Annotated in this window: 20 protein-coding genes; 11 read left to right on the top strand and 9 right to left on the bottom strand. The window is 59.1% G+C overall.

Annotated elements, in window-relative coordinates:
- Positions 1 to 14 precede the first annotated feature (14 nt).
- The gene (locus KPHS_02250) at positions 15 to 1,310 is read left to right on the top strand and encodes a phosphoribosylamine--glycine ligase (protein ID YP_005224525.1); all 1,296 of its coding nucleotides are present in this window, start codon (positions 15 to 17) and stop codon (positions 1,308 to 1,310) included.
- Here the strand turns inward: KPHS_02250 and KPHS_02240 are convergent.
- Positions 1,300 to 2,631, bottom strand: coding sequence for a DNA-binding response regulator in two-component regulatory system with ZraS (locus tag KPHS_02240; RefSeq protein YP_005224524.1), 1,332 nt, complete (start codon positions 2,629 to 2,631; stop codon positions 1,300 to 1,302). The two genes, KPHS_02250 and KPHS_02240, sit on opposite strands and share 11 nt — an antisense overlap.
- Entirely contained in the window at positions 2,618 to 4,012 is a 1,395-nt protein-coding gene (locus KPHS_02230) for a sensor kinase of Zn/Pb responsive two-component regulatory system (protein ID YP_005224523.1), read from the bottom strand. The genes KPHS_02240 and KPHS_02230 overlap by 14 nt, the downstream gene beginning before the upstream one ends.
- On the opposite strand from KPHS_02230, the gene KPHS_02220 reads away from it, so the two are divergent.
- Both KPHS_02220 and KPHS_02210 read left to right on the top strand, forming a co-directional pair.
- On the top strand, positions 4,002 to 4,121 hold the full coding sequence (locus KPHS_02220) for a hypothetical protein (RefSeq protein ID YP_005224522.1): 120 nt from the start codon (positions 4,002 to 4,004) through the stop codon (positions 4,119 to 4,121). The two genes, KPHS_02230 and KPHS_02220, sit on opposite strands and share 11 nt — an antisense overlap.
- A 150-nt stretch (positions 4,122 to 4,271) precedes the next feature.
- A complete protein-coding gene (locus KPHS_02210) occupies positions 4,272 to 4,709 on the top strand; it encodes a zinc resistance protein (protein YP_005224521.1) in 438 nt (145 codons plus the stop codon).
- 3 nt (positions 4,710 to 4,712) lie between these two features.
- Here the strand turns inward: KPHS_02210 and KPHS_02200 are convergent, their stop codons facing one another.
- From KPHS_02200 to KPHS_02150, 6 genes are all read right to left on the bottom strand, one after another.
- Positions 4,713 to 5,408: a DUF1481 domain-containing protein gene (locus tag KPHS_02200; protein ID YP_005224520.1), complete on the bottom strand. Its 696-nt coding sequence runs from the start codon at positions 5,406 to 5,408 to the stop codon at positions 4,713 to 4,715.
- Positions 5,409 to 5,420: 12 nt separating this feature from the next.
- On the bottom strand, positions 5,421 to 5,693 hold the full coding sequence (locus KPHS_02190) for a transcriptional regulator HU subunit alpha (protein YP_005224519.1): 273 nt from the start codon (positions 5,691 to 5,693) through the stop codon (positions 5,421 to 5,423).
- A gap of 186 nt (positions 5,694 to 5,879) precedes the next feature.
- On the bottom strand, positions 5,880 to 6,470 hold the full coding sequence (locus KPHS_02180; protein YP_005224518.1) for a YjaG family protein: 591 nt from the start codon (positions 6,468 to 6,470) through the stop codon (positions 5,880 to 5,882).
- A 42-nt stretch (positions 6,471 to 6,512) separates the two neighbouring features.
- Positions 6,513 to 7,184, bottom strand: coding sequence for an endonuclease V (locus KPHS_02170; protein ID YP_005224517.1), 672 nt, complete (start codon positions 7,182 to 7,184; stop codon positions 6,513 to 6,515).
- Positions 7,185 to 7,196: 12 nt separating this feature from the next.
- Positions 7,197 to 8,261 carry a uroporphyrinogen decarboxylase gene (locus KPHS_02160; protein YP_005224516.1) on the bottom strand — a complete coding sequence of 355 codons (1,065 nt, stop codon included), beginning with the start codon at positions 8,259 to 8,261 and terminating at the stop codon, positions 7,197 to 7,199.
- A 40-nt stretch (positions 8,262 to 8,301) separates the two neighbouring features.
- Positions 8,302 to 9,075: an NADH pyrophosphatase gene (locus KPHS_02150; RefSeq protein YP_005224515.1), complete on the bottom strand. Its 774-nt coding sequence runs from the start codon at positions 9,073 to 9,075 to the stop codon at positions 8,302 to 8,304.
- Positions 9,076 to 9,168: 93 nt separating this feature from the next.
- Here KPHS_02150 and KPHS_02140 point away from each other — a divergent pair, with 93 nt between their 5' ends.
- The 7 genes from KPHS_02140 (at position 9,169) to KPHS_02080 (ending at position 15,293) form a co-directional block, all read left to right on the top strand.
- Entirely contained in the window at positions 9,169 to 9,666 is a 498-nt protein-coding gene (locus tag KPHS_02140) for an anti-RNA polymerase sigma 70 factor (protein ID YP_005224514.1), read from the top strand.
- Positions 9,667 to 9,928: 262 nt separating this feature from the next.
- Complete coding sequence (locus KPHS_02130) at positions 9,929 to 11,824, top strand: thiamin biosynthesis protein for pyrimidine moiety (RefSeq protein ID YP_005224513.1); 1,896 nt, start codon at positions 9,929 to 9,931, stop codon at positions 11,822 to 11,824.
- Positions 11,824 to 12,459: a thiamine-phosphate pyrophosphorylase gene (locus KPHS_02120; protein YP_005224512.1), complete on the top strand. Its 636-nt coding sequence runs from the start codon at positions 11,824 to 11,826 to the stop codon at positions 12,457 to 12,459. Before KPHS_02130 ends, KPHS_02120 begins: the two co-directional genes overlap by 1 nt.
- Positions 12,452 to 13,207: a thiamine biosynthesis protein ThiF gene (locus tag KPHS_02110; protein YP_005224511.1), complete on the top strand. Its 756-nt coding sequence runs from the start codon at positions 12,452 to 12,454 to the stop codon at positions 13,205 to 13,207. Before KPHS_02120 ends, KPHS_02110 begins: the two co-directional genes overlap by 8 nt.
- Entirely contained in the window at positions 13,191 to 13,391 is a 201-nt protein-coding gene (locus tag KPHS_02100) for a sulfur carrier protein ThiS (RefSeq protein ID YP_005224510.1), read from the top strand. Before KPHS_02110 ends, KPHS_02100 begins: the two co-directional genes overlap by 17 nt.
- Before the next feature lies 1 nt (position 13,392).
- Positions 13,393 to 14,163: a thiamin biosynthesis ThiGH complex subunit for thiazole moiety gene (locus KPHS_02090; protein YP_005224509.1), complete on the top strand. Its 771-nt coding sequence runs from the start codon at positions 13,393 to 13,395 to the stop codon at positions 14,161 to 14,163.
- Complete coding sequence (locus KPHS_02080; RefSeq protein YP_005224508.1) at positions 14,160 to 15,293, top strand: thiazole biosynthesis protein ThiH; 1,134 nt, start codon at positions 14,160 to 14,162, stop codon at positions 15,291 to 15,293. The genes KPHS_02090 and KPHS_02080 overlap by 4 nt, the downstream gene beginning before the upstream one ends.
- Positions 15,294 to 15,374: 81 nt before the next feature.
- On the opposite strand, the gene KPHS_02070 is transcribed toward KPHS_02080, so the two are convergent.
- Positions 15,375 to 15,497, bottom strand: coding sequence for a hypothetical protein (locus KPHS_02070; protein YP_005224507.1), 123 nt, complete (start codon positions 15,495 to 15,497; stop codon positions 15,375 to 15,377).
- A 112-nt stretch (positions 15,498 to 15,609) separates the two neighbouring features.
- Between KPHS_02070 and KPHS_02060 the strand changes: the two genes are divergently transcribed.
- On the top strand, positions 15,610 to 17,142 hold the full coding sequence (locus tag KPHS_02060; RefSeq protein YP_005224506.1) for a sensor domain-containing diguanylate cyclase: 1,533 nt from the start codon (positions 15,610 to 15,612) through the stop codon (positions 17,140 to 17,142).
- The last annotated feature ends 167 nt before the right edge of the window (positions 17,143 to 17,309 follow it).

Here is a 17,309-nt window from a genome sequence, read left to right as displayed (position 1 = left end):
TCATGGAGCAGCAGATGAAAGTATTAGTAATCGGCAACGGCGGGCGCGAGCACGCGCTGGCCTGGAAAGCGGCTCAGTCGCCGCTGGTTGATACCGTCTATGTCGCGCCGGGCAACGCCGGTACCGCTCTGGAGCCGTCGCTGCAAAACGTCGCCATCGGCGTCACCGATATTCCGGCGCTGCTTCGCTTCGCGCAGGATGAGAACATCGATCTGACCATCGTTGGCCCGGAAGCGCCGTTGGTCATTGGCGTGGTCGACGCGTTCCGTGCCGCCGGGCTGAACATCTTCGGGCCAACCGAAGGCGCCGCGCAGCTGGAAGGCTCAAAAGCCTTCACCAAAGATTTTCTCGCCCGTCATCATATTCCGACGGCGGAATACCAGAACTTCACCGAAGTGGAGCCTGCGCTGGCTTATCTGCGCGAGAAAGGCGCGCCGATCGTCATCAAAGCCGACGGTCTGGCGGCGGGTAAAGGCGTTATCGTGGCGATGACCCTCGAGGAAGCCGAAGCGGCGGTCAAAGATATGTTGGCCGGCAACGCCTTTGGCGACGCAGGCCACCGCATCGTGATTGAAGAGTTCCTCGATGGCGAAGAGGCTAGCTTTATTGTGATGGTCGACGGCGAGCACGTCCTGCCGATGGCCACCAGCCAGGATCACAAGCGCGTCGGCAACGGCGATACCGGCCCGAACACCGGCGGGATGGGGGCGTACTCCCCGGCACCGGTGGTTACTGACGAAGTCCACCAGCGCACCATGGAGCGGATTATCTGGCCAACCGTGAAAGGCATGGCCGCTGAAGGCAACACCTATACCGGTTTCCTCTACGCCGGTCTGATGATCGACAAGCAGGGCAACCCGAAGGTGATTGAGTTCAACTGCCGCTTTGGCGACCCGGAAACCCAACCGATCATGCTGCGCATGAAGTCCGACCTGGTCGAGCTGTGCCTCGCCGCCTGCGCGGGCAAGCTGGACGAGAAAACCTCCGAGTGGGATGACCGCGCGTCGCTGGGCGTGGTGGTTGCCGCCGGCGGCTATCCGGGCAGCTACAATACGGGCGATGAGATCTACGGCCTGCCGCAGCAGGAAGTCGCAGACGGTAAGGTCTTCCACGCCGGCACCAAACTGTCTGACGACCAGCGCGTGGTCACCAACGGCGGGCGCGTGCTGTGCGTCACCGCGCTGGGTGACTCCGTAGCGCAGGCGCAGCAGCGCGCCTATCAGCTGCTGACCGACATTCGCTGGGACGGTAGCTTTAGCCGTAGCGATATCGGCTGGCGCGCCATCGAACGTGAAAAGGCTAACGGCTAAGTTTCGCCAGCAGCGTTTTGCGCGTAATGCCTAACTGACGGGCGGCTTCAGTTTTGTTGCCGCCCGTTTTTTCCAGCGCCGCCAGAATCACCTCTTTCTCCACTTCCACTAACGGCTGAATTCCTCCCTCCTCGCTCCCGCCTGATGGCAGCGGCGTACCGGCGATCGCCAGGGGCAGTTCTCGCTCAGAGATATAGTTTCCGGTCAGTAGCACCACCGCCCGCTCCACCGCGTTTTCCAGCTCGCGAATATTGCCCGGCCAGGGGTAGTGGATCAGCAGGTCCATCGCCTGTGGCGTGAACCCTTTTACCGTCTTACGATTGCGTTCGGTATAGCGTTTGAGAAAATGCTGCGCCAGCTGCGGAATATCTTCCCGTCGCCGGCGCAGCGGCGGCATATCAATAGTTACGACATTCAGGCGGTAATAGAGATCCTGGCGAAAACGCCCGGCGCTCACCTCCTCCGCCAGATTACGATGGGTGGCGGCGATAAGCCGCACATCAACGGCAAGCGTCTGGTTGCTGCCGACCCGCTGCACCTCCCGCTCCTGAATTGCCCGCAGCAAGCGGACCTGCATCACTGGCGAGATATCGCCTATCTCATCAAGAAACAGCGTGCCGCCATCCGCTTCGACAAAGCGTCCTTCCCGCCGCCGATCCGCCCCGGTAAACGCCCCTTTTTCATGGCCGAAGAGTTCCGACTCCAGCAGTGACTCATTCAGCGCCGCGCAGTTGAGCGTGACCAACGGCTTGTCACGACGCTCGCTGCAGGCGTGGATGGCGTGCGCCACCAGCTCCTTACCGGTTCCCGACTCCCCATAAATCAGCACCGTCGCGTCCGAAGGGGCCACCAGCGTAATATCGTTAAGAAGCGCCTGCATCGCCGGGCTGTCGCCAATCATGCCCCACCGTGAATCCGTCGCAACGCTGGGGTCGCTCTCGCTCTGCCGGGTGTGCGCCAATGCCTGAACCAGCGTCTGCTGCAGGGTGTCAAAATCCAGCGGTTTAACCAGATAATCCAGCGCCCCGGACTTAATAGCTTCTACCGCCGTACCGACGCTGGAAAACGCCGTCATGATCAGCACCGGTATCGCCGGGTTATAGGCCTTAATCTCTTTTAACGTTGCGATACCGTCCATCTCCGCCATACGGATATCGCACAGCACCAGGTCGAAGACCTGCTGATGGATCTGCTCCAGCGCCTGCAGGCCGTTGTGAGCCAACCCCACCTGATAGCCCCAGCCGCGCAGCAGCGCCTGCAGGATCGTGCAGTGGCTGATGTCATCATCAACGACCAGAATCTGTACTTTATCGCTGCTCATCTTCCCTCCGTTGAGCATCCACCGGTAACCAAAGCGTAAATATCGCTCCAGCTCCCGGCTGACTTTCGGCGCGGATCGTCCCGCCATGTTGTTCGATAATATTCTGCACTACGGCCAGCCCCAGCCCGGTGCCGTCCGCCTTGGTGGTGAAATACGGCGTGAAGATAGCCTGTAACTCTTCATCGCTCATCCCCTTACCGCTATCCGTGACGACGATTTTCACCCGCTGACGATCGGCTTCGCTTGCTGTTACGCGAATGACGCCGTCACGGCCAATCGCCTGCATTGCATTCAGGTACAGATTCAACAGCACCTGATTCAGGCGATCGGGGTCGGCGCTGATCGTGGTTAACTCAGGTCGCGGAGTAAATTGCAGCGCGATCCCGCGGCTCTGCGCATCCTGGCTTACCAACTGCAATGAGTGGCGGATAAGCGCGTTGATATCGACTGTCTGGTAGTTTAGATGGGCGGGCCGGACCAGCTCCAGCAGCTCGCTGACCACCCGGTTCAGGCGATCAGCCTCTTTGGCCATCACCTGGGCTAACTGATGCGACTCGCCGCCAGGCGACGTGCGCTCGGCAAAATATTTCGCCAGCCCTTTAATCGACGAGAGCGGGTTGCGGATCTCGTGCGCGACCCCCGCCGCCAGATGGCCAAGCGCCACCAGCTTTTCCTTGCGGGCCATCGCCTCCAGCAGCTGTTTCCGCGAGCGACGATAGCGGCGGAACCAGAACTGAGCGAGGATCGTCGCCGCTATCACCAGCGCGGCGGCACCCAGCATGATGGCCATATTCCGCTGCCCGCGGGCCTGCGCGGCATCCAGCTCGCGGCTATCAAAGGCGATAAAAATTACCTGCGGGACGGTGGCCTGAGCCAGGGCGCTATTGCCGCGGTTCATCATTCCCATATGGTGGCCGCGGGCCGGATTAAGCGGGCGAAAATGGCGATAGATCTCCAGCGCCGGCTGCGGTTCGCTAAGCCGGCGCCAGCGGGCCTGTTCGCCAACCGCTAACGCACGCATCTGCGCCGGGCTATACAGCGTTTTACCCACCTGCTGCGGATCGCTATGGGCGATAATTTTACCGTTTTCATCGGTCACCGCGAACCACAGGACGCCCGGTTGCCAGGCCATCTCTTCCAGCAGGGCCTGCAGCTGCGCATGATGCATACGCATCCCCATCCCGACGCGCGTGCCGGACTCCAGCGCGCGGATCAGCACGCTCCCTTTCTCTTCAATGGTTTGTCGGGCAGCGGTCGTCTCGCGACCGTAGTCGCGGACGATCATCGCGGAGAACAGCATGACCAGCAGCACAACCGTGCCGGTCAGCAGCCAGCTCAGCGCGCCAGCGGCGGCGTCCCGGGAGAGAGATTTGATCTTCATCGGCGAGTCCTTGTCATCTCTTTTTCACTATCTGCAGGCTCCTTCAGCAGAAATCATGCCATGTTTCCGCGCGGCCAATCCTGCTCTCAAACATATCGCCTGCGCTTAAGCGAGTAAAAATGACTCGCCTGACCCTGGCGGAACGGGTCATTTTTACTCGCTCTCCTCGGCAAAGGCTTCGGCAGGCCGACACAGACGGGCTTTTTCAGACTGGCATGGAAGATGCAATACCGAGGGAAACCACACAGGAGAAAATGCCATGAAACGGAACCGTACCTTACCTCTCGCCCTCGTTACCTTTGCCGCGCTGACCTTCGCCAGCAACGCGGCCTGGGCCAACCACCACTGGGGCAACAATAACGGGATGGGCAACCAGGGCTACAGTCAGCTGACCCAGGAGCAGCAGGCTACCGTGCAAAAGCTGCATAACGATTACTATGCGCAAACCAGCGCCCTGCGCCAGCAGCTGCAGTCCAAACGCTATGAGTACAATGCGCTGCTCACGGCGCAAAAGCCGGACAGCGGGAAGATTGAAGCTGTCGCTCAGGAGATGGAAGGCTTACGCCAGAAGCTGGATCAGCAGCGGGTGAAGTTTGATATCGCCCTGGCTGAGGCAGGCGTTCCCCGCGGCGCAGGAATGGGATATGGCGGCTGTCGCGGTAGCGCCGGCGGTCATATGGGCATGAACCACTGGTAAAGGTTAGAAGCTTTTTTCCGTCGGCTGCCAGGTGCAGAAGTTTTCATTGGCGACCAGCAGCAGTTGAGAGCCTTCCGGCGCCTCCAGCCAGGCAATGCTCACAGCGGCGGAAGCGTGGCTCTGGCGGCGTTCAATGTGCGCCAGGGCCCGGCTATCGAGGTCGGGCGTAACCGTCTGCCCTTCGCAGGTCAGCACGGTATGCGCGGCAGCGTTCCAGCGCCCCTGCCGCAGGACGACCCGCCCCTGGCGGAGGGCGTCGCTGGTCTGGCGGATCTGTTCGGCGCGATAACGATATAGCGCGACCTGGTCGCTGGAGAGCTGCTGCTTCTGCCCGTCCACTTCCCGTTGCATAAAGCTCAGATCGCCCTGCGCGTCGAAACGGGCGCGAATATGTTCCGGCGGTTTGCCATAGACATTGAGTTCGATAAGCGCCAGTTGATCGCCCTGCCAGCGATATTCGCTGGTCGAGGTGTCCCCGTGACGCCACGGGCTGAAGGCGGCGAGAAGATGGACTTCATCGCCAGAATCTTTACGCCAGATGCGCATCGCTCCCTGATTGTCCGCATATCCGCTGGCGGTAAACGGCGGTAGCGACGTGTCGTGGCTGCAGGCAGTCAGCAACAGGATGCCCGCCAGCGCCAGAGGCCGGCGCCAGACAGACAAAAGGGGCTTAATAGCCCCTTCGATAAAACTGTTCACTGCCACGCGGTCTTACTTAACTGCGTCTTTCAGTGCTTTGCCAGAAACAAATGCCGGCACGTTAGCTGCAGCGATTTTGATCTCTTTACCGGTCTGCGGGTTGCGGCCAGTACGCTCAGCGCGGTGGTTCACTTTGAAGGTACCGAAACCAACCAGTTGAACAGCATCACCTTCTTTCAGAGACTCAGTAATTGCAGCCAGGGTAGATTCCAGGGCAGCTTTAGCCTGTGCTTTGGACAGGTCAGCTTTGTCCGCAATTACATCAATCAGTTGAGTCTTGTTCATAAGTTATCCTTACAATGTGTTTATCGCTTGCTAAGCATCGAGTGCGACGGAAATGCCAAAAAAGCACCCTCCTGCATACACGCACCGATAGCCACTTTTTTTCGCCCTCCAAATGTAGACCAGACGGGGGGCGGAATGGAAGCCTTCAGACGCTACAATTCAGGCGGTAAATCACGTTTTCTGGTCTCACTGCTGAAAATTTATACCAATATTGCTCTCGCCAGCCTCGCGCAGGTCCGCGCGCAGGCCTTTTATCAGCTCAAGATCACGCTCTTCACAGTCGGCCAGCAGGCGGAAAATTTCCCACTGAATATCCCATTCCTGCTCTACCGCCGGATTCGCTTTCAACTCTTCGTCGGTCATTTCGCGACCTTCCTGGGTCATTTCCAGCATCGCCACGGTGGTGATGGAGGTCTTGCTCACCTCGATCGCGTGCTCGAGCGTTTCGCCGCTCAGACGAGAATGAATCAGTTCACTCAACGCCACGCAAGCGTCTATGGCCGGATAGACACCGTACATGTCGAAATCATCTGCCGCCGGGATCGCCTCTTCCAGCTTCTCCAGCTGGCTGTCGAAATTCACCTTCGCATCTTTAACCGTCAGCGTTTCCCAGATCAGGTCCAGGATACGACGATAAAGCAGGCCGTCGCCAAACTCGGTTTGCTTGCAGAACATCGCGTAGTTGGGATACATACGTTCGCACAGGCAGGCCATAAAAGTGACATGCTGCCAGCTTTCCAGCTTCTCCAGGCGCAGGTGAATCGGGTTTTGTAACATGATGAATTCTCGAAGTCAGAAATTAGGCGCAGTGTACCTGAATCAGCTGTGATTTGCTTGCCAACGCACAAACGACGGACGACGGGACGCCACCGCATCGGCCCAGCGCGTCGGCTCGGGCAGACGGTAGCCTCGCATGCAACGCTCAACCCACATTAAAGCGCTGTCCATGCCTACCCGGTGGCCGGTGCTAATAAACAGCGGGTTGCAGCGCACTTTGCTGCGCCAGACCCAGGCCAGTTGCTCATTTTTATCCATCAGCGGGGCCAGCGCGCCAGGCTCATCACCCAGGTCGCCGATTTTGCCGCACAGGCGTTTTTTCGCCACTCCGATAGTCGGCACATCAATCATCAGGCCAAAATGGCTGGCGACGCCCAATCTCCGGGGATGAGAAATGCCGTGTCCGTCAACGAAGAGCAGGTCCGGTTTTTGCGAAAGCTGCTCCCACGCCGCCAGCAGCGCAGGCGTTTCGCGAAACGAGAGAAAGCCGGGAATATAGGGCATAGAGGTGGCGACCCGCGCCACCTGATACTCCACCAGCTCAAGCTCAGGCCAGGTCAGCAGCACCATCGCAGCCCGGGTGATCTCCCCTTCCTGCTCAAACCCGACGTCCGCGCCGCCGATCAACGCCGGCGGGTCGCGATCCAGTCGATCCGCACGCTCTACCGACGCGGCTAACTGTTGCTGTTGGGTACGTAGTGCGGCTAAATCCATAGGGCTTATCTCCTACTGGTGATAGGGTGCGGACAGACGGTGCACAGCCTCAACAAAGACGCCCGCATGCTCGGGGTCAACGTCCTGATGAATACCGTGTCCAAGGTTAAAGACGTGGCCTTCCCCCTGGCCAAAGCCGGCAAGAATGGTCGCCACTTCTTCTTCAATACGCGGGGCGGACGCATAGAGCATCGACGGATCCATATTGCCCTGCAGCGCTACTTTGTTACCCACGCGACGGCGGGCATCAGCAATATCGGTGGTCCAGTCGAGACCCAACGCATCGCAGCCGGTCTCCGCCATCGCTTCCAGCCACTGACCACCGCCTTTGGTGAACAGGGTCACCGGCACGCGGCGGCCTTCGTTTTCCCGCAGCAGGCCATCGACGATCTTATGCATGTAGTAAAGGGAGAACTGCTGATAGTCGCGGCCGGTCAGCACCCCGCCCCAGGTGTCAAAAATCATCACCGACTGCGCGCCGGCTTTGATCTGCGCGTTGAGATACAGGGTAACGCTCTTCGCCAGCTTATCCAGCAGCGCATGCAGCGCCTGCGGCTCGGCGTACATCATCTTTTTAATCACGGTGAAGGCCTTGCTGCTGCCGCCCTCCACCATGTACGTAGCCAGCGTCCATGGACTACCGGAAAAACCGATCAGCGGCACTTCGCCTTTCAGTTCGCGGCGAATGGTGCGCACGGCGTTCATTACATAGCCCAGCTCCTGCTCCGGATCCGGGATCGGCAGCTTGTCGACGTCGGCTTTACTTTTTACCGGCGAGGTGAAGCGCGGACCTTCGCCAGCTTCAAAGTACAGCCCCAGCCCCATGGCGTCCGGGATGGTCAGGATGTCCGAAAAGAGGATCGCCGCGTCCAGCGGGTAACGGCGCAGCGGCTGGAGCGTCACTTCGCAGGCCAGCTCGGCATTTTTACACAGCGACATAAAGTCGCCCGCTTGCGCACGGGTGGCTTTGTACTCCGGTAAATAGCGGCCCGCCTGGCGCATCATCCACACCGGGGTGACATCAACCGGCTGACGCAGCAGCGCGCGCAGGTAACGATCGTTCTTCAGTTCGGTCATTTTTACATTCCTTTAGCGTTGATACGCCCAGTGTAACATGTCACTCGAACTCTGCCCGACACATCGCGACGGTATCTTCGATTAGCCGCCGCGCCACTGTCCCCGGCGGCGGCAGAAGCGGCAGGTCGTCATAGCGATACCAGTCCGCGGTCAGTAACTCTTTTTTGTCGACCACGATCTCGCCATCTGCGTAATCCGCCATAAAGGCGGTCATCAGCGACTGCGGGAACGGCCATGGCTGAGAGGTCACGTAACGCAGATTTTTTACCCGAATACCGCTCTCCTCCATCACCTCGCGAGCCACCGCCTGCTCAAGGGTTTCGCCGACCTCGACAAAGCCGGCCAGCACGGTGTGCACGCCGTTGCGATGGCGCGTATGTTGCGCCAGCAGGATCGCATCGTCGCGACGGATTGCCACGATAATGCAGGGGGCAATTTGCGGGTAGTAACGTTCGCGGCAGTGGCTGCACAGCATCGCCCATTCGCTTTTGCTGGCATGCATCGGGTGGCCGCAGTAACCGCAAAATTTATGCGAGCGATAAAATTCGGCGAGCTGGATCCCCCGCCCAGCCAGCTGGAAGAGTCCCGGATCCTGATCCAGCACCTGGCGCAACGATCCCATGTCATGGCGACGATCCTGGCGCACCATCCACACGGACTCGCCCTGCCACTCGCCAATATGCAGCGCATGCTGGCCGACAAGATCGAAATTAACCGCTTCGCCATGTGGTAATTCTCCACCAGGCAACCATAATTTTTGTTCGTGACTGACAACCCACCAGCCGCGATCTAATTTTTCAATAATACGATCCATATCTATTGCACTACCTTTGCTTCACTGGCATGTTGTTAACATTATATTTACATTTTGGTGAGCAGATTTAAATCAAAACTAGCGGAGTCAATCATGCTAAACCAGCTGGAAAATCTGACGGAGCGCGTTGGCGGTAGTAATGAACTGGTCGATCGCTGGCTACAAGTGCGTAAGCATCTGCTCGTGGCTTACTACAACCTGGTTGGCCTGAAACCGGGCAAAGAGTCGTTTATGCGGCTAAACGAAAAGGCGCTGGATGACTTTTGCCAAAGTCTGGTGGATTACCTCTCATCCGGTCATTTTAGTATTTATGAACGCATTATTGGCGAAATGGAAGGCGATACCCCTCTTTTAGCCGCCACCCGGCTTTACCCGCAGCTGGAAGCCAATACCCAGCAGATGATGGACTACTACGATACCTGCCTCGAAAACGCCATCGATCACGATAACTATCTTGAATTTCAGCAGGCGCTGTCGGATATCGGCGAGTCGCTGGAGGCGCGTTTCGCGCTGGAAGATAAACTGATCGCCCTAGCTGTCGCCCATAACCTGAGCAATGACGTGCGCGATAATATTGCGCCGACCGCTTGAGTTGTGAACCGTTAACGCGTAATTTACGTACATTATCCCTCTGCGGAGGGATTTCATCTTGTCGGAGTGCCTATTTTCCATGCGCAGGCTAACGTGGAAAAGGCTGAGACCGTTAATTCGGGATCCGCGGAACCTGATCAGGCTAATACCTGCGAAGGGAACAAGAGTAAACTGCTGTTCGCGTCAGTCCGTCAGGGCCGATCGCATCTGTTACTCCATCCGTCGTCTGACAAGCCATGTCCTTTTTTAACTGGAATGCGCTATGTCTACTACCAAACTAACCCGTCGGGAACAACGCGAGCACGCGCAGCGATTCATTGATACGCTGGCGGGTACCGCTTTTCCTAATTCACGCCGCATCTATGTTCACGGCTCACAAGCGGATATCCGCGTCCCGATGCGTGAAATTCAGCTCAGCCCAACTCTCGTCGGCGGCGATAAAGATAACCCCCGGTACGAAACCAACGAACCGATCCCGGTGTATGACACCTCCGGGCCGTATGGCGACCCGGATATTAGCATTGATGTCCGCCAGGGGCTGGCAAAGCTGCGCCAGCCGTGGATCGACGCGCGTAACGACTGCGCGCCGCTCAGCGAACGCAGCTCGGCCTATACCAAAGCGCGGCTGGCCGACGACGGTCTCGATGAGCTGCGCTTCAGCGGCCTGCTGACGCCCAAACGCGCCGTCGCTGGCAAATGCGTTACCCAGCTGCACTACGCCCGCCAGGGGATAGTCACCCCGGAGATGGAGTTCATCGCCATTCGCGAAAACATGGGTCGCGAACGTATCCGCAGCGAGGTTCTGCGCCAGCAGCACGCAGGTGAAGGCTTCGGCGCCCACCTACCGGAAAACATCACCCCCGAGTTCGTTCGCGATGAAGTGGCCGCCGGACGCGCCATCATCCCCGCCAACATCAACCACCCGGAGTCTGAACCGATGATTATCGGCCGCAACTTCCTGGTGAAAGTGAATGCCAATATCGGCAACTCGGCGGTGACCTCTTCCATCGAAGAAGAGGTCGAGAAACTGGTCTGGTCAACCCGCTGGGGCGCCGACACGGTGATGGACCTCTCCACCGGCCGCTATATCCACGAAACCCGCGAGTGGATCCTGCGCAACAGCCCGGTGCCGATTGGTACCGTGCCGATTTACCAGGCGCTGGAGAAGGTCAACGGCATCGCCGAGAATCTCACCTGGCAAGTCTTCCGCGATACCCTGCTGGAACAGGCCGAGCAAGGCGTCGACTACTTCACGATTCACGCCGGCGTACTGTTGCGCTACGTCCCGATGACGGCGAAGCGCCTGACCGGTATCGTCTCGCGCGGCGGCTCAATCATGGCTAAGTGGTGCCTGTCGCATCATCAGGAAAACTTCCTCTACCAGCATTTCCGCGAAATCTGCGAAATCTGCGCCGCCTATGACGTGTCGCTGTCGCTGGGCGATGGCCTGCGCCCCGGCTCCATTCAGGATGCCAACGATGAGGCGCAGTTTTCCGAGCTGCGCACCCTCGGCGAACTGACGAAAATCGCCTGGGAATATGACGTGCAGGTGATGATTGAAGGCCCTGGCCACGTGCCGATGCAGATGATCCGCCGCAATATAACCGAACAGCTGGAGCACTGCCACGAAGCGCCGTTCTACACCCTGGGGCCGCTCACCACTGATATCGCGCCGGGCTACGACCATTTCACCTCCGGTATCGGCGCGGCAATGATCGGCTGGTTCGGCTGCGCCATGCTGTGCTATGTCACGCCGAAAGAGCATCTCGGCCTGCCCAACAAAGAGGATGTCAAACAGGGGCTGATTACCTACAAAATCGCCGCCCACGCCGCCGACCTCGCGAAAGGCCATCCCGGGGCGCAGATCCGCGACAACGCGATGTCAAAAGCGCGTTTTGAATTCCGCTGGGAAGACCAGTTCAACCTCGCGCTCGACCCGTTCACCGCGCGGGCCTATCACGATGAAACCCTGCCGCAGGAGTCCGGCAAAGTCGCCCACTTCTGCTCCATGTGCGGGCCGAAATTCTGTTCGATGAAAATCACTCAGGAGGTCCGCGACTACGCCGCGAAGCAAAGTATAGAAGCCGGCATGGCCGATATGTCGAATAACTTCCGCGCCCGCGGCGGCGAAATCTACCTGAAACAGGAGGAAGCCTGATGTATCAACCTGATTTTCCACCCGTCCCGTTTCGTCTCGGACTCTACCCGGTGGTGGACAGCGTGGCGTGGATTGAGCGCCTGCTCGAAGCTGGGGTACGTACCCTTCAGTTACGCATCAAAGACCGGCGCGACAGCGAAGTGGAGGATGACGTGATCGCCGCCATCGCCCTTGGTCGCCGCTATCACGCCCGACTGTTCATTAACGATTACTGGCAGCTGGCGATTAAGCATCAGGCCTATGGCGTGCATCTCGGACAAGAAGATCTGGAAACCACCGATCTGAGCGCTATCCGCCAGGCCGGGCTGCGTCTTGGCGTCTCTACTCACGATGATATGGAAATTGATGTCGCCCTTGCGGCGCGCCCCTCTTACATCGCGCTAGGTCACGTCTTCCCGACGCAAACCAAACAGATGCCTTCCGCGCCGCAGGGCCTCGAGCAGCTTGCCAGACATATTCAACGCCTGGCGGATTACCCCACCGTAGCGATCGGCGGAATTAGCCTGGAAAAGGCGCCGGGGGTACTGGCGACCGGCGTCGGCAGCATCGCGGTGGTCAGCGCCATCACCCAGGCGGCGGACTGGCGGGCAGCGACCGACCAACTGCTGGCGCTGGCGGGAGCGGGCGATGAATGATCACGACTTTATGCGCTATAGCCGCCAGCTGCTGCTGGAGGATATTGCCATCGAAGGGCAGCAGAAGCTGTTAGCCAGTCGAGTGCTGATTATCGGCCTTGGCGGGCTGGGCTCCCCGGCGGCGCTCTATCTGGCCGGGGCTGGCGTCGGGACGCTGACCCTGGCCGATGACGACGCGGTGCATCTCAGCAACCTGCAACGGCAGATCTTGTTCACCAGCGCGGATATCGATCGGCCAAAAGCCGCAGCGGCACAGACCCGGCTCAGCCAGCTAAACCCGCAGATCAAACTGGTAGCGCTCCAGCAGCGCTTAAGCGGCGAGGCGCTACGCGCCGAAGTGGCGAAAGCGGACGTGGTGCTGGACTGTACCGATAATATGGTCACCCGCCAGGCGATCAATGCCGCCTGTGTGGCCCTCGATACCCCGTTAGTAACCGCCAGCGCCGTGGGCTTCGGCGGTCAGCTGATGGTGCTCACCCCGCCCTGGAGGCAGGGCTGCTATCGCTGCCTGTGGCCGGAAAGCGATGAACCGCAGCGCAACTGCCGCACCGCGGGGATCGTCGGCCCGGTGGTCGGCATGATGGGCACCCTGCAGGCGCTGGAGACGATTAAGCTGCTCAGCGGCATGGCGACGCCGCGCAACACCCTGCGGCTGTTCGACGCCCGCACCAGCAACTGGCGCGCCCTTGCGCTACAGCGCTCCCGGAGCTGCCCGGTGTGCGGAGGGCGGCATGCAGATCTGGTTTAACGACGAGCCGCTGGCGTGCGCCGACAATCTCAGCGTCAGCGCCCTGCTGACCCAGCTCGAACAGCAGCAGCCGGGCGTTGCGCTGGCGCTCAATCAACACATCCTGCCGCGCGACCGGTGGGAAGATCATCTCTTGCAGGAAGGCGATCGGGTCCTGCTTTTTCAGGTTATCGCTGGAGGCTGACATGTTACGTATTGCAGACAAAACGTTTGAATCCCATCTTTTCACCGGTACCGGCAAATTCGCCGCCCCGGAGGTGATGGTTGAGGCGATTCGCGCCTCGGGCAGCCAGCTGGTAACCCTGGCGATGAAGCGCGTCGATTTACGCCAGCGCAATGACGCCATCCTCGCCCCGCTGCTGGCGGCGGGGGTTAACCTGCTGCCGAATACCTCAGGCGCCAAGACGGCGGAAGAGGCGGTGTTTGCCGCCCGCCTGGCGCGGGAAGCCCTGGGTACCCATTGGCTGAAGCTGGAGATCCACCCGGACGCCCGCTGGCTGCTGCCCGACCCGATTGAAACCCTGAAAGCGGCGGAGCTGCTGGTCCGCGAAGGGTTCGTGGTGCTGCCCTACTGCGGCGCCGATCCGGTGCTGTGTAAACGACTGGAAGAGGTGGGCTGCGCGGCGGTGATGCCGCTGGGTGCGCCGATCGGCTCCAATCAGGGGCTGGAAACCAAAGCCATGCTGGAGATTATTATCGAGCAGGCGACGGTCCCGGTGGTGGTCGACGCCGGGATCGGCGTCCCGAGCCATGCGGCGCAGGCGCTGGAGATGGGCGCGGACGCGGTGCTGGTCAATACCGCCATTGCCGTCGCCGACGACCCCGTGGCCATGGCCCGCGCCTTCCGTATGGCGATCGATGCCGGATTACTGGCGCGTCAGGCCGGACCGGGGGCACGCAGTACGCAGGCGCAGGCCACCAGCCCGCTCACCGGATTCCTGGAGGCGCTGGCATGAAAACCTTTAGCGATCGCTGGCGGCAGCTGGAGTGGGACGATATCCGCCTGCGCATCAACAGCAAAACCGCCGCCGACGTCGAACGGGCGCTGGCGGCCAAACAGCTCACCCGCGATGATATGATGGCCCTGCTCTCGCCTGCCGCGGCCAATTACCTTGAACCGCTGGCCCAGCGCGCGCAGCGCCTCACCCGGCAGCGCTTCGGCAATACCGTCAGCTTCTACGTGCCGCTGTATCTCTCCAACCTGTGCGCTAACGACTGCACCTACTGCGGCTTCTCGATGAGCAACCGCATTAAGCGCAAGACGCTGGATGCCGCCGAGATTGCCCGCGAGTGCGCCGCAATCCGCAACCTGGGCTTTGAGCATCTGCTGCTGGTGACCGGCGAACATCAGGGTAAGGTGGGAATGGATTATTTCCGTCAGCACCTACCGGCTATCCGCAGCCAGTTTGCCTCGCTGCATATGGAGGTGCAGCCGCTGGCGACTGAAGAGTATGCCGAGCTGAAAACCCTGGGGCTCGACGGGGTGATGGTCTATCAGGAGACCTATCATGAAAGCATGTACGCCAAACACCATCTGAAAGGAAAAAAGCAGGATTTCTTCTGGCGGCTGGATACGCCGGATCGCTTAGGCGCGGCGGGGATCGATAAGATCGGCCTTGGCGCGCTCATCGGCCTTTCCGACAGCTGGCGAGTGGACTGCTTTATAGTCGCTGAGCACCTGCTGTGGCTGCAGCAGCGCTACTGGCGCAGCCGCTATTCGGTCTCCTTCCCGCGCCTGCGTCCCTGCGCCGGCGGTATTGAACCGGCTTCGCTGATGGATGAGCGCCAGCTAGTGCAAACTATCTGCGCCTTCCGCCTGCTGGCGCCAGAGGTTGAGCTGTCGCTATCCACCCGCGAATCACCCTGGTTCCGCGACCGGGTGATCCCGCTGGCGATCAATAACGTCAGCGCCTTCTCTAAAACCCAGCCCGGCGGCTACGCCGACGATCATCCGGAGCTCGAGCAATTTGCCCCGCACGACGATCGCCGCCCTGAAGAGGTCGCCAGCGCGCTGGCCGCCCGCGGCCTGCAGCCGGTATGGAAAGACTGGGATAGCTGGCTGGGACGCGCTTCGCAAACCTCATGATGTACAGTGTAAACGCCTGATAATTTTGCGCGCCTGCACGAGAGATGAAAAACGGAGGCTGGCCCGCCCGACGCCGTTTTTCTATTCTGCCCGGGTCAGCAGCGGACGCTGACCAGGGCGAACCTTTTCTTCCTCATTTTCGCCCTGCCTCTCCGCGCTGAGCAGAGGCCTGCACATTATCGCCGAATATAAATCACGATACATGAAGGCCTCAGAGTTATAATTGAGCAATAGTGAACTGATTCGATCGGCAGGCGTCCCAGACGCAACCTGCGTTCGGACCCATGGTTTATACATCCGGGACGATTAACGATTCATGGCTCTACACAATAGAAAGCTCTCTTTTACGACGCCGATCGTCGTGGGGTTTGCCGGTATTTTGCTCAGTTTTATGCTGATCGCTATTTTTGTGACTCTGGCGCAACAGAAAGATTTTCTCGAAGATTATCACGATATTAACCGCAATTTTACCCATAACCTGGCGATCAACTATACGGAAACCCTGCTGCGGGAAAATGATTTTATCCTCGGGCGCGCAGCCGCCTTCTTTGCCCGCAATGACGAACTGAATCGCGCAGTCAATGTGGAGCCGGAGAAAGGGTTAACCACGCTGATGCAGTTACAGAACATGATGCCAAGCGTCTCATCCATCTCGCTGGCGGATACCGAGGGCCACTATCTGCGCGCCCCGGAGGTGCTGGAAAACGAAGACAGCCGGGCTTTCGATCCCAAAACGCGGCCCTGGTTTATCAAACAGGCGGAAGCCAGCACCTTCAGCCACTACACCAGTCCGTATATGGATTATTTCACCCACCATCCGACGATTACCATTTTCAAACCCATCATTACCCCGGAAGGGAAACTCAAGGGCAGCCTGGCCTTTCATCTCGATCTCACCTCCATGGGGTTCGCGCTGCGCCAGATGGTGGCGCCCGTACAGGGGGAATTTTTTGTGGTGCAACGGGATGGCAAAGTGGTCCTGCACTCCGACCCGGGCGCGCTGTTTAAACCCTTCGTCAGGGACGAGCTGATGGATAAAATGACCAGCGGAGAGGGGCAGCTTTACGATCCCGGGAGCGACACCTGGTATTACTATTACTCCTTTACCAATCCCGACTGGTTTGTGATTTTCCGTGTCGATAACGCCACCCTGGTCAATCTGACACGTCATGAGACCAATTTAGTGATCGGCGGTTTCACTCTCGCAGCGATCATTATTATCCTGTTCGGTCTTTATCTGCGTCATGCTTCCCGTACCGTGCTGATGAATATCATCAATGCGATTAAAACCGGTGACGTCAAACGCGCCCCGCGCCTTGAGGCGATGCTGAGTAAAGCGATTGAAACCAATAAACAGCGCGAACTGTCCTACGTCCGCCAGGCGACCATCGACGCTCTCACCGGCTGCAAAAACCGCCGCGCCTTCGACAGCGATATTGCCGCCCTGATGAACGATCACCAGCCATTCGCCCTCGCGCTGGTCGATATCGATAACTTTAAATCGATCAACGACACCTGGGGCCATCTCAATGGCGATATCGTCCTGCGTAACGTCGCTCGCGAAGGGCTACAGGTCCTCCAGCCGCTGGAGATATCCCTCTATCGCTACGGCGGCGAAGAGTTCGCGGTGGTCTTTCCTGCCGAACATATCGATAACGCCCGCACGCTGCTGGAAACATGGCGGGTAAACGTCGAACGACGCACCTGGCGCGAAGATGGCCTGACGGTCACCTTCAGCGCCGGCCTCGGGGAATGGAATATGGAGCCACTGGATAAGCTGGTGGTGAGCGTCGATGAAGCGCTGTACAAAGCCAAACAGCAGGGTAAAAACCGTATCCTGCGCGCGTAAGACTTCAGCGCCGCCACCGCCCACTTCGGTGGGCTTTTTTATTTTTCCGGAAAAAATGAAACCGGTTTCAATTATTGTGTGATGCCTTACACACAATCACGGTAAAGCGGTTGTCGCATCGCCAGGGCCGCGATAAAGATAAGACATCACGGAACACAAGGGCCACT

The organism is Klebsiella pneumoniae subsp. pneumoniae HS11286 (genome assembly GCF_000240185.1).
GTDB lineage: Bacteria > Pseudomonadota > Gammaproteobacteria > Enterobacterales > Enterobacteriaceae > Klebsiella > Klebsiella pneumoniae.
Note: the sequence above shows the minus strand (reverse complement) of the source record. Positions and strands in the feature narration are given on the sequence as shown.